Source organism: Klebsiella aerogenes KCTC 2190 (assembly GCF_000215745.1).
GTDB classification, from domain to species: Bacteria; Pseudomonadota; Gammaproteobacteria; order Enterobacterales; family Enterobacteriaceae; genus Klebsiella; species Klebsiella aerogenes.
Window position 1 is genome coordinate 2,705,155 of the sequence record NC_015663.1, and the last position, 12,400, is coordinate 2,717,554.

General features: G+C 40.6%; 11 protein-coding genes and 1 pseudogene. All 12 read left to right on the plus strand.

All coding sequences use genetic code 11. The annotated features are described in order from the left end of the window. The first annotated feature begins 48 nt into the window (after positions 1-48). The 12 genes and pseudogenes from EAE_RS12840 (at position 49) to EAE_RS12895 (ending at position 12,394) form a co-directional block, all read left to right on the plus strand. On the plus strand, positions 49-1,695 hold the full coding sequence (locus EAE_RS12840) for a ShlB/FhaC/HecB family hemolysin secretion/activation protein (RefSeq protein WP_015704568.1): 1,647 nt from the start codon (positions 49-51) through the stop codon (positions 1,693-1,695). An 18-nt stretch (positions 1,696-1,713) separates the two neighbouring features. Continuing rightward, positions 1,714-2,082, plus strand: a complete 369-nt coding sequence (gene acpS, locus EAE_RS12845; RefSeq protein ID WP_015704569.1) for a holo-ACP synthase — start codon at positions 1,714-1,716, stop codon at positions 2,080-2,082. Positions 2,083-2,101: 19 nt separating this feature from the next. Beyond that, positions 2,102-2,857: an SDR family oxidoreductase gene (locus EAE_RS12850; protein ID WP_015704570.1), complete on the plus strand. Its 756-nt coding sequence runs from the start codon at positions 2,102-2,104 to the stop codon at positions 2,855-2,857. A 3-nt stretch (positions 2,858-2,860) separates the two neighbouring features. Continuing rightward, a complete protein-coding gene (locus tag EAE_RS12855; protein ID WP_015704571.1) occupies positions 2,861-3,430 on the plus strand; it encodes a hotdog family protein in 570 nt (189 codons plus the stop codon). Beyond that, positions 3,427-3,708, plus strand: a complete 282-nt coding sequence (locus EAE_RS12860) for an acyl carrier protein (RefSeq protein WP_015704572.1) — start codon at positions 3,427-3,429, stop codon at positions 3,706-3,708. Before EAE_RS12855 ends, EAE_RS12860 begins: the two co-directional genes overlap by 4 nt. Positions 3,709-3,737: 29 nt before the next feature. Further along, positions 3,738-4,907, plus strand: coding sequence for an aminomethyl transferase family protein (locus EAE_RS12865; protein WP_015704573.1), 1,170 nt, complete (start codon positions 3,738-3,740; stop codon positions 4,905-4,907). Between the two features lie 74 nt (positions 4,908-4,981). Beyond that, positions 4,982-7,541: pseudogene (locus tag EAE_RS12870) on the plus strand (beta-ketoacyl synthase N-terminal-like domain-containing protein). A 4-nt stretch (positions 7,542-7,545) separates the two neighbouring features. Continuing rightward, positions 7,546-8,778 (plus strand): beta-ketoacyl synthase N-terminal-like domain-containing protein, encoded by a 1,233-nt coding sequence (locus EAE_RS12875; RefSeq protein WP_015704575.1) that lies wholly within the window; start codon positions 7,546-7,548, stop codon positions 8,776-8,778. Position 8,779: 1 nt separating this feature from the next. Then, on the plus strand, positions 8,780-9,733 hold the full coding sequence (locus EAE_RS12880; protein WP_032707542.1) for a hypothetical protein: 954 nt from the start codon (positions 8,780-8,782) through the stop codon (positions 9,731-9,733). A gap of 8 nt (positions 9,734-9,741) precedes the next feature. Next, positions 9,742-10,449 (plus strand): ABC transporter ATP-binding protein, encoded by a 708-nt coding sequence (locus EAE_RS12885; protein ID WP_015704577.1) that lies wholly within the window; start codon positions 9,742-9,744, stop codon positions 10,447-10,449. Then, positions 10,433-11,083, plus strand: a complete 651-nt coding sequence (locus EAE_RS12890) for a hypothetical protein (protein ID WP_015704578.1) — start codon at positions 10,433-10,435, stop codon at positions 11,081-11,083. Before EAE_RS12885 ends, EAE_RS12890 begins: the two co-directional genes overlap by 17 nt. After that, complete coding sequence (locus EAE_RS12895) at positions 11,084-12,394, plus strand: ABC transporter permease (protein WP_015704579.1); 1,311 nt, start codon at positions 11,084-11,086, stop codon at positions 12,392-12,394. Positions 12,395-12,400 lie beyond the last annotated feature (6 nt).

Genomic DNA, 12,400 nt, shown 5'->3' on the forward strand with positions numbered 1-12,400 from the left:
AGGTAAAAGCGGTAAGGGATTACTGCTTTTACCTGATTAGGGTATGAAATGGATATTCGCAATATAGTAATTATTAGCCTGGTATTGTTGATTGCTGGCCCTGCAGTAGCGGCTGATGCTCAGTTAGGGCGGCTTGTAAAAGAGCAGCAAAACAATGATAACGCTGCTTTCAAAGACCGAAAAATAGAACAAAAGGATGTGTTCTCCGATGCTATCGCAAAAAAAGAAACCGATAGCACATTCCCGTTGGAAAATCCGTGTTTTCAAATTGATGAATTAGTACTTAGTAATGATTTTTTAGACGACCGCGGATTAAATAAAATAAAAAAACTGGTTGCTGGAAAATGCTTAGGAATGAATGGGTTGAAAAAAGCGGCTGTGCTTTTTCAAGATTACTATATAAATGCAGGCTATATAACAACGAGGGTGGAAATTCCATCTCAAGATCTCTTGACTAAAAAATTAAAGTTAGCAGTGATACCTGGAAGGATTTCTGAGATTATCATTGTTGATAACGATATAAGTAAGTGGGTTTTGCCATTTTCACAAGGTGATATTCTCAATATTAGGGATGTTGAGCAGAGTTTGGAAAATATACAGAGAACACCTGAGGTTGATGTTAAAATTAACATAGTGCCAGGCCCTGAAAATGGCACGAGCAATCTGGTAATTAATACACAACGAAAAAAAATATGGAGTGCCAGAACTTCGTATAATAACTATGGTGATGACAGCACAGGAAACCAACTTATTGGTGGAGTGGGGTATTTATATAATATCACTAGCTTGAGCGATGTTTTTTATCTTGCGGGAACAGGTAGCCAAACCGGGGGTTATAAAAATGCTAGTGCCTATTATAGTGTGCCTTTTGGTTACACCGATCTCAGTCTTTTTTATAGTAAAAGTAAATCAACTCAGGGTATTGATCTTGGTGCATATACTTTTGACTATGTAGGTGAGACGGAATATTTCAGTCTCAAAAGTAATCGTATGCTTTACCGCAATGTGAACTCTAAATTGTCTGCGAGTGCCGAACTGATCAGACGGAAGTATGACTATACATTGGGAGGCACAGAGCTAGTTTTGCAAAAGCGTGATATGGGCAACATACGGTTAGGCTTAAATTATAAAAGAAACTTTACCGGAGCTGCGCTGGATTCAACGTTAACCTGGCAGCGGTTTACTAAGGCTTTTGGCGGTACTGATACACCAGACATGCGTACAGGGACCGTTAGTAAGCGAAGTCAGATTTTGAATCTGAATGTGAACTATGTGAAATGGTTAACTATGTTACCCGTTAACGCCTATTACGAACTGAATATTGGGGCTCAGTATTCACCAGATAATTTGACGTTGCAGGATCAATTCACAATAGGCGATCGCTGGAGTGTGCGTGGTTTTCAAAATAGTGATGGTATTTATGGTAATAAAGGGTTCTTCTTACAAAACACGCTAAATGTGGTTGCTGGATATAATGGTTTCGTCCCCTATATTGGCACGGATTATGGTCAAATAATTGGTAAGCTACCTTCGCAGGATCTTAACGGTAAGAAAATAATAGGGGGAGTTTTCGGTATAAAAGGGGCTGTTAAAGCGCTGGAATATGATGCTTCATTATCTTCACCCTTTCTATATCCGGATGATCTGGATGTAGACAGCTATAAGATTAACTTTAATCTTGCTTACCAAATTTAATCTCCATGGAAGGATATTATGCGTATTGGTACTGATATAGTCGAAGTAGCCCGGATCGAAAAAGCTATAACCAATGAAAAATCAGGTTTTCTCTCGAGAGTTTTTACAGCTAATGAAATCAGAGATATTGGAATTATTGATTCTAATTATGAACGTGCGGCAGGTTTTTGGGCGGCGAAGGAGTCTTTGGTAAAAGCTGTTGGTTATGGATTTAGTCATGGCATTTGTTTTCATGATATTGAAGTCACGCATGACGAAAATGGAAAACCAGACTTTATAGTGTCAGGCAAGATCAAAGATATACTTAATGAACAATATATTATGAATATTTCACTAAGCATTTCGCATTGTCGAACTTATGCGATAGCCGCAACCATTCTTTATTAAATTAAGGCACTCACTATAAATGTATAACTATAACGATCTAATAGGTAAGAAAGTGCTGGTTACTGGCGCCAGCGGCGACATAGGGCTTGCAATTTGTGGAAAGTTTCTCGAGCAAAAATGTACGGTTTATGCACTGTATAAGACGAATGCCGGGCCATTGCTTAGTCTGAAAGAAAATCACATCGCTGGTGAACTGCTTCACATCTTACCTTGCGATCTTTCGAAGCAAGACGAAGTTATAGCGCTGTGCGAGCACTTGACCAGAGAAGCCGGGAGACTGGATGTACTGGTAAATAATACAGGGATTGTTAAAGATAGCCTCTTTGCATCAATGACCTTTGATGATTTTTATTCGGTTATCAATACTAATCTCCTTAGTTTGTTCCGATTGACGAAAGAAGCACTAATGTTATTACGTTCAGCGGAAACACCCGCTGTAATTAATGTTGCGTCTGTGGCTGCTATTGTTCCAAGCATCGGACAGGCCAACTATAGTGCATCAAAAGGGGCCATACTAAGCTTTACCCGTACGCTTGCGGCGGAACTGGCGCCACGGGGGGTACGTGTCAATGCGGTGGCGCCAGGGATGATTGAGTCTAAAATGGCGAAGAAGGTTCCACGCACTGTCGTTCGCGAAGTGACTAACTCTATTCCATTAAAAAGACTAGGAAGGTGCGACGAAGTAGCTGATGTCATCGTTTATTTAAGCTCTGCCGCATCAAGCTATATCATTGGGCAAACCATCGTGGTCGATGGTGGCATGGTAATGCGGTGATTTATGTCTAAGTATTCAATACCAGCTAAAATTTTTCTTGCCATGGGAGGGTGGCGTCAACCGCTTATCATGGTCGATAAAATAGTTGATTACAAATATGGAGAGAGTGGCTTCATTAAAGTTATTAAGCATGTAACTTACAATGACCCCTATCTACTTGGGCATTTTCCAGAAGACCCGATTATGCCTGGAGCCATTATCTCTGAGATATTTGGTCAGGCAAGTGAATATTATTCATTTCTGACTGACATTTGTGATATTTATCAACAACGCTATGGTGAAAATCTTAGTTCATTACGTGACCTCTACGCTCTTATCAGACATCCAGATATGCTGAGTACGATACGTACTCGGCGAGCCCAGGTCCGAGGCGTATTAGCTTCACAGAATTTAAAATTTAAAGGGACAGCTTACCCCGGAGATACGATTGAAGTAGTAAGCAAACTTTCGTTTTCTGATGATAGTGGTTTTAAGCATTATTCAGTTACAGCTAACGTAGGGAAAAAGATTATTAGCCAGGGTGTAATTATTAATTTTAGAGAAGTTACTAAATTACAAGGAGAGCAGGCATGACCAATATCAATGACGAAATCGAAAAAAGAAAAAATATAATTGTTAAAATTAAAGCCGAGATTATCCAGCGTCTGAATGTTCAGCGTGAACCTCATCAAATTGATGATGATACGCCATTGTTTGGAAACGGTTTGAAACTGGATTCTGTTGATGCAACAGAGATTATCGTTATGCTTGATAAAATCTTCGATATTCAGGTTTCTGAGGGTGATGATCCATCTTATATGCGAAGTGTAAATAATCTGGCATCTTTTATTTTAAAGAAGAAGTCTTTCTAAGCTGATTATAATGTATAAAAGGACGTTTTATGAAATTACTTTCTGAACTTCACCTGCAAAATAATGCGCTAATGGGCATTTATAATGATAAATGCGTGCCTTCTTCATATCATGATATTTTTGAAGAGTATAAGGCCGTACGCGAAAATGTTTTGCTTGTTGATTATTCCCATATGTCAATTACCAGCGTGATGGGTGATGATGCATGGGCGCTAGTGAACTACATGGCTTCAGCAGATGTATCAATTATCCGTGATGAGCAGGGTATTTATTCTCTAGTACTTAACGTTGATGGAACCATCCGCGGTGAAGTTTATATTCTTTGTGCTGAAGAAGGCTATTATATTTTGTCAGAGGATATGACTTCTAAGGAAATTATAAACATTCTAAATGAAGTTCTCCTTAAGGCCGAAGAGCTAGATATACAGGATATTCCAGAAATCAAATCGATGGACGGAGAAGATTGGGGGATTGTTATGCTGGAAGGCCCCTATGCCTGGGAAATAATGGCGGAAGCTTATGGTTTTGATATCATCGGTCTGCCTTATTACGAATATATGAATACCGATGATGGTTTAATGGTATTTCGCTGCGGTAAACATGGTGAGTTTGCATATCAATTAATCGGTTCTCAAGCAGTCCTGGTTACAATGTGGATGAGGCTACAAGAAATAGGATCAAAATATTTACTAAAAACGGGTGGTTTAGATTATCAAGGGCTGGTGAGGATTGAGAATCCAGGATGGGATGAAAGCCTTTATTCTAGTTACTCACGTAATCCAGTGGAATTGCAAATGCAGTGGGCGATTCAATACGATAAAGAGGATTTTATCGGTAAGAGCGCAGTCGAAGAGTTATCCCTTAAGAGTGCTGAACGTAAACTTGTTGGAATTATACCGGATGAAGGGTGTGGCCATATCGATTCTGATGACCTTGTGATGGTAAATGGGCATCAGGTTGGTGTCATTGTTAACGCCGTATATTCTCCAGCGAAGCAAAACTGGATTGCGTTGGCACTTATTGATGAATGCTATGCGTTAGCGGATATTACTGGATTTAGTATTGTAACTACAAACGGAGAATTTGCTGCTAAAACGCAAAGTGTTCCATTTATTTATAATCGTAGTTTATTAATTAACCCAACAACTCATAGCTATGTTGATGCTTCGAAGGCTAAGAGCGCGCTTGAAACGTATTAATTGTTAGCCTCATTCATACTGTTTTTCCGTCAGTAACGGGATAATGATAAAAATTAAGGATATGTCAGGATATTATGAAAACGAGCAGAAAAAGAGTAGTTATTACCGGTATGGGAATACTGTCGTCGCTGGCTGATAATATTACAGACTTCAGACAAGCGCTGTTGGAGAAAAAAAATGGTATAACTGACAGTGCTCGTTTTTCTAAATGGTTTGAGAATGCCCGTGCGGCGGAAATGTTGCACGAAATTCATTGTCCTGAATTATCCGAAGAGATTGTCTCATCACTCGATAATGCCGCGCTTTGGGCGTATAAAGTCGGCAAGGAGGCACTAAATCAGGCGGACCTTTTCAGCAATCAACAGTGTCTGGAACAGATGGGTCTGATTGTTGGCGTGTCTTCGGCGGGGACTGAAGCATTTCTACCACTCTTTGAACAGCGTGTTGACGATTTCTCGTTACGTAAAGCTCTTTTCTCAGGCGGCTTTTCTTCATGTTGTTCCAGCGCTTCTACGCTTCTGGGTCTAAAGGGTGGAGTGGAACTCGTCGCAACGGCTTGTACGGCGAGTCCGAATGCTGTCGGCATGGCTTTTGATTATATCCAGAATGGCAAAAGCAAGGCGATGTTAGCGATAGGAACGGAGCCTATCTATCTGCCTACCTTCGCTGGATTCTATGCCCTGAATGTTATGCATCCGCAATCATGCTCGCCATTTTCAGGGCAATCTGGGATGTCGATTGGCGAAGGGGCCGGCGCCGTTGTACTGGAAGAGTACGAGCATGCGGTTGCTCGTGGCGCGACCATTTTTGGCGAAATTCTCTCTTATGCAACATCTTGCGATGCCTATCATGAAACCGGGCCTGACCCAAGAGCCAATGGCGCAGTGCAGGTTATGCAGAAAGCAATGGCGAATGCAGGGGTGCAACCTGAGCATATTGATTACGTCAATGCGCATGGCACAGGCACTGAAGCCAATGATCAAATAGAGACTCTGGCGATGAAGAAAGTTTTCTCAGGGGCAGAAAATTTATTGATCAGCTCCACCAAGTCCTATTTTGGTCACAATATTGGCGCTGCCGGAATTGTTGAGCTGATTGCATGTTTGGTTACTCTGCCTGAGCAAAATGTTCTACCAACGTTGAATTTTTCACTGGCGCGCCCAAATTGCGATCTTGACTACGTTGCGAACGCATTCCGGGAAAAAGATATCAATATCTTTATGAAGAACAACTACGCATTCGGCGGCAATAATTGCTGCATGATTGTGAGTACAAAACCTGGCTCTGTTCCTCTCACCTCCTATGACGCAAAACGTGTTGCCATTACAGGGATTGGCGCAGTATCGGCGATAGGCCACTCGATAAATGAAATCCTTCACTATATCCATGAAGCAGATAGCCCTGTAGAACTCAGCGGTGTCGTATTCCCTGATGATACACTCGAGGAGGCGAATGCACTGTTGGATGTACTGGCAACAACCAATCAGCTTACAGAAATTTTCGGTCCTGAATATCAGAAAGAGACCTATCAACAGCCGGAGGATGAGAAGAATTTTAAAACTTACCAGGTAAAAGATCTGGAACCTCGTAAACATCTACGCCGATACGATCCGCGTAAAGCAACGCGCGGCGGGACTTTTGCTCTCATCGCACTCACTGAAACGTTGAATATGGCTAAACGTAAGATTAAACGCGATGGCAATGACCTGGGCATGGTGCTGGGAATGGCGCGAGGTCCACAAGAGACAACCTATAAGTATTTGCAGAGTTTGAAACCTGACCCGAGAAAAGTACGTACTTCTGAATTTCCCGGTTCCCTGATGAACTCAATTACAACATTCTGCGGGATTTCCGAGGGGATAAAAGGATATACGACAACGCTGGCGACAGGTGAAAACGCTGCGCTTGGCGCATTGACTTATGGTTATGAAATTGTTCGCCAGCAGCTCCAGCCGCAGGTGATTGTGGGCGGAGCCGATGAATATTTCCCTTCCATGTCTCTGTATATGGATGCTGTGACAAATAAAATTCATATGACCTCAGATGCTTCGGATTATCAGATATATGCTAAAGAGGCGAATGGATATGTTCCTGGCGAAGGTGCCTGTATGCTGTTATTAGAAGACCCACAGGCTGCGGTTTCTCGCGGAGCCGAGGTATTGGCCGAAATCGCCGGATATGGTAAGTCATGTAGTAATTCCTACTTTGATATCACTCAGGTTGAAGAAAAATCCGCAGCAATGTCTCTGGCCATTACTCGTGCGCTTGTTGATGCAGGTATTACATCGAAAGATATTGATTTGGTATGTGGTACCAGCAATGGCAGCGAAGTGAATTCTTTGATAGAAATGAATGCAATTTATATGTCGTTTAATTGCCATAATCCACGTGTCCCAGTAGTGAATTATAATGCTTTCTTTGGTTTTGTCGCTTCGGTTGCGGGTCTTTTAAACCTGTCAGTGATTCTTGATTGTATTAAAAAAACAATCAGTTCCTGCCATTCCCTATACACAAGCATTCGCTGATAAAAGGATTAATTTTGTGCATAAGCCATTAAATCTAAATATCAAGTATGCTCTTTTAATTGGTGCTACCGAAGGTGGTAATTATTACGCAATTGTAATAAAAGGATAGCCCGGTGAACGAAAGAGCAATTATTTCTGGTTTCAGTGTTTGTTTGCCTTATGCAGAGAATAGTTCGCTGCTAATTGAAAGTTTAAAGCAGGGAAAATGCGTGAACTTATCTCCATGGTTTGCATCAGATAACCAAGCTATAGAATGTGGGTTCTCTGGCAATATAAATATTGCAAAACTAAAGCAGAATAATGATAGCGCTCTTGACCATTTGTATAGACTTATCGATGAAGCCTTACTTCAGGCTGGTCTCAATGATGACTGCCTGAAAGGCGACAGGGTCAGAGTGTACATTACTGGGATCGGTCCTCGTGTCGATGTCATGGATTATAGAAATTTCTATAATTATAATGATATGGAGGATGTGTCGGTAACATCCTCAATTAAAAATCTGGCTGTGAAAAATATGTCTCAGGATAGCTTTTCTTACAATCTGGCGAAGAAATATGAATTAAGTTACCTTCCGCCGAATATGAACTGCACAAGTAACTCGTCGCTAACAGCTATCCATCTGGCCACCAGAGCAATTGAAAAAAATGGTATTGATCTTGCACTGATTATCAATATCTCAAAAATTAAATATCAAGATCTGGGGTTTCTTGCGAGCCAGGGAATGCTGGATAGTGAGATTGTTCAACCCTTTGGTGTGAATAGCAATGGTGTGCTTTTTGCTGAGGGTTATGGTGTTATGCTGCTGGAAAACCAACGACATCGATTAGGGCGAGGGAAAAGTCCAGGAATAAGCATTTACTCGGCTTATAAACAAATTAATGCTGGTCGTAGTAATGATGCCTACTGGCAAAGTGCCAGCATTCTAAAATTAATAAATTCACTGCTGAATGATTCGGGTGTGCAAAAAGAAGAACTTTGTGCATTTATACCTCACGGTAATGGCACCTCATCAAGTGATAATGTTGAAGCAAAAGCTATCGCTATATTTACAAGTGAAATGACTCTTCCAGTACTGGCCTATAAGGGACAAATCGGTTATACCGCAACCGGTTCAGGATTGATAGATATAGTAATTGGTTATCACTCTTTGAAAAACGGTGAGTTAATTTTCCCTGTTGTTAATGATGACATCATAAATGATGTCTCGCGCCATATACCGACAGAGGGCAGGGTAAGCAGACATGACAAGAAACATTTATTAAAGACTGGGTTGGGTGTAGATGGTTCCGTCATTGCACTCTTAATGACTAATTTAAATACCAACACTGGCTACGAGGGAGAGTGATATGTATCTGTCATCATATTCTTTCCTTGAACCGGAAGAACCATTTTATTTATATTATCCAAGCTGGCTAAATGTTTGGGAATCACACTCCTACAATACAGCATTGAAGGCAACTGGAGCTAATGGTTGGAGGTTCAAACGCTTTGGAACAAGAAATGATGTATACACGCGCGAGATTACAAGACGACCAGATCATATACCTTATATAAATGCTCTTGATAAGGTATCAGATGCCGCTTTACACAGCTTGTCAGCAAAAGAACGGATGTTATTACTTAAATCGCGAACCGCATTTATCTATATCGATTCATGGGGAGAGTCAGGCGTGTTTGAATACAATATCAGTAGCCTTAATTTATCCACTATTGATACTTTACCAAAGAGTCTGATCAAAAAATTTTCCATCAATGATGTAACCTGCAAAATTCGCGGTGAAAATAGTTCACTCTTTCAGGCTATGGCAATGGCTCAAGATTATCTCGGCTGGGATGTTTTTGATTTTGTCGTTATCTGTGGTGGATACCGAGCTGTACCATTGTTAGCTTTCACTGCAGAAAGTATGAAACAACGTAAAGAAAAAAAGAAATATCATCATATTCCTGGTGTGAATTTATCTATCGAACGGGTAGGTTGCTTTGTTTTTAGTAAAAGAGAAGGTGGTTTCAAAGTACACTGCAGCCCATACACATATGCTGATGTAAATGAAATTAGTCTGCCGGGTCATAAAAATATCAATGATATTGACTGCATTGCCTATGCCGGAGGTATAAATAAATCCATAACAGCCTCTGAGAACGTGATAGATCTTATCGCTCGCTACGGTTGCAGCGGATGTGTGACACCGGCGTTAACTTGGCAATATATTAACCAGTACGCATTACATAATGGTTGTATCAGAACCGTTATTCCGGGAGTAGCTAGCGGCTATGCCTACTTTGATACCTGGTACCAATAGGAGGGAATATGCGCAGCAATATAACAGAACTACCGGATATTTCGTTATCTGGAATATATAAGACCTATGGTTGTCTGGACAATATAACTTATGCTTTAAACAATATTAATCTGGACGTTGTGAAAGGCGAGTTTCTTGTATTGTGTGGGCCTTCCGGTAGCGGAAAGAGTACTTTGCTAAATATACTTTCTGGTATTGATATGCCAACTTCAGGCCATGTCTTCTTTCTGCATAAAAATCTCAATGTGTTGTCTGAAAAAAATCTTGCACACCTTCGCAGTCGACATCTAGGTTTCATTTTTCAATTTTTTAATTTAATACCGGTGCTTAGTGTTTTTGATAATGTTTATTATCCCCTGACGCTGAATGGTCATTTTAATGCGAAAGAGGCCCGAGAGCGAACGCTGCATTTCCTCGATAGTGTTGGTTTATCCCACTTATTGGCTAGAAAACCTGGCCAGTTGTCAGGTGGTCAACAGCAAAGGGTCGCTATTGCAAGGGCACTAGCGCATAGCCCTGAAGTTATTGTTGCTGACGAACCTACCGGTAACTTGGATCTGGCTACCGGTGAATCGATTTTGGACCTCCTGGTTGAGATTAATCAGCGAACGAAAACAACTTTTATTATCTCAACCCATTCGACTCAACTTAAAGATCGCGCAAGACGGAGCGTGGAAATTAAGGATGGAGCAATAATTTATGATTCAGCGAAGTAATCTTTTTAAAATTCTCCTCCTGTGTCTGACCATGTTTACATTTGCAGTATTTGCTGAGATGGGATCAACTCCTGCGACCTCCCGTGTCTTACAGAACGGATTTCCTGGTGAGCCAGAAGCTTTAGCATCTATCACTGCTGATTTATTTAAAGAATATGAACATACTAACAACGTCGGCGCGCTGATCTTTTACTCATGGGGAATGTTGCGACAGGCTAACTATTATCAGAGCGTTAATGATCTAATTAACGCTTCTGAATACGCGAAGACTGGATTCTTTTATCTGGATGAATCAGTAGATGCTAATGAAGATAACATGCTAATTCGATATTTGCGTGCAAGAGTGGATGCCTGGCTTCCCGTGGAATTAGGTCGCTGCGTGATTACAATCGAAGATACTGATTTACTTCTTGAAAATAAAGAAAAATTTAGCGGTGAGGTTATTAATAATATAATTACAATGCGTTTGCGAGCACTGCATAATTGCCATCGCAAACAGCAAGAAAAGCAACTCACTGAGCATCTTCGCAGAATCAATCAGCAGCGTGAAATTGATTTTGAAAGTAACCAGTCGCCGGTTTGGGAAATGGCTGAAGTCATGCAGGTTATCGTTCCTGTTATTAAGGGTGATTAAATGTCAAAGGATATGATATTTTTTAATTCTATTCTGGTTTTAATATTGATGTTTGTTATTTATAATGTCATCTTTAATTTTGGCGATGCAAAATTCTCATTTTTGAACTTGCTACGACATCGGCGGAGAACAATATCTACTCTTTCTGCCATCATTTTAGGTGGTTGCGCAATATTTTTGTATGGTGGTTTTATCAACTACTCTTTTTGGATACTCAAAGAACAAACGATACGTACCAACATTGGTCATGTGCAAATTTATAACAGGACCTATTTTGAAACCGCTAACAAAAATAAGAGCCTGATCTCTGATTATGCTACGTTAAAAAATAAAATTTTACATAACGCCGATTTTTCTAATGAGATTTCAACAATAGCTGGCCAGCTTGAATTTACCGGAATAATTTCACACTACGAAAGTGAAACGTCAAATTATTTTTCAGCACAAGGCGTAGAACCTTTACCAGCCCTGAAGTTAGGGGCATTTGATAAGATAGTTTTTGGTAGCGATTTATCTCGCGTAAAACACAATGAAGTTACTATTGGCAGTGGTCTGGCAAAAACACTAGATAGCCACTATGGTGACTGGCTTGATGTCATGGCGGTTAATATAGCCGGAGGGCAGGGGGCTATCTCTGTCAAACTACGCGGCGTCTTTGAATCAGGAATAAAGGATTATGACGATGTTGTTATAAAAATGCCTCTTGAGACTGCGCAGCGAATTATGGGGACTGATGGTGTTAGTAAGATAGTCATCTTGCTAAACAACGATGATGTAACATCTTTTGTTAAGAAAATGAGAGAGTATATAGCAGACCAGCATTTGCCTCTGATCGTTAAGGACTGGAAGGAGAACTCTATTTTTTACCAGCAGGTGGAGGGCATGCTGTCGGGGATCTATTTTTTTATTAAACTTATTGTGGCGCTAATCGTGGTTTTCATGATCGGTAATTCAATGACGATGAATATTGTTGAACGAACCCGGGAAATTACTACACTTCGCGCAATTGGTTTACAATCAAGTCGTGTTACGCGTTTATTCTGGATGGAAGGCATATATATTGGTATCTTTGGCGCATTGGGGAGTCTTTTCTTTGGTTTCACTATTGCTGCCATAATTAATATTTCTGGTATTGCGATGCCACCTTCGCCGGGCCAATCAGTAGGCTACACCGCATTTATTAAAACAAATGATGTTGAATTGATCTGGGTAACCATGATATTACCAATTTTAACATCAGTCGTGGCTTCCATTATTCCCGCATACCGTGCATCGCGCCTTAACATCACTGATGCATTCAAATTTTCATAGAGGAAA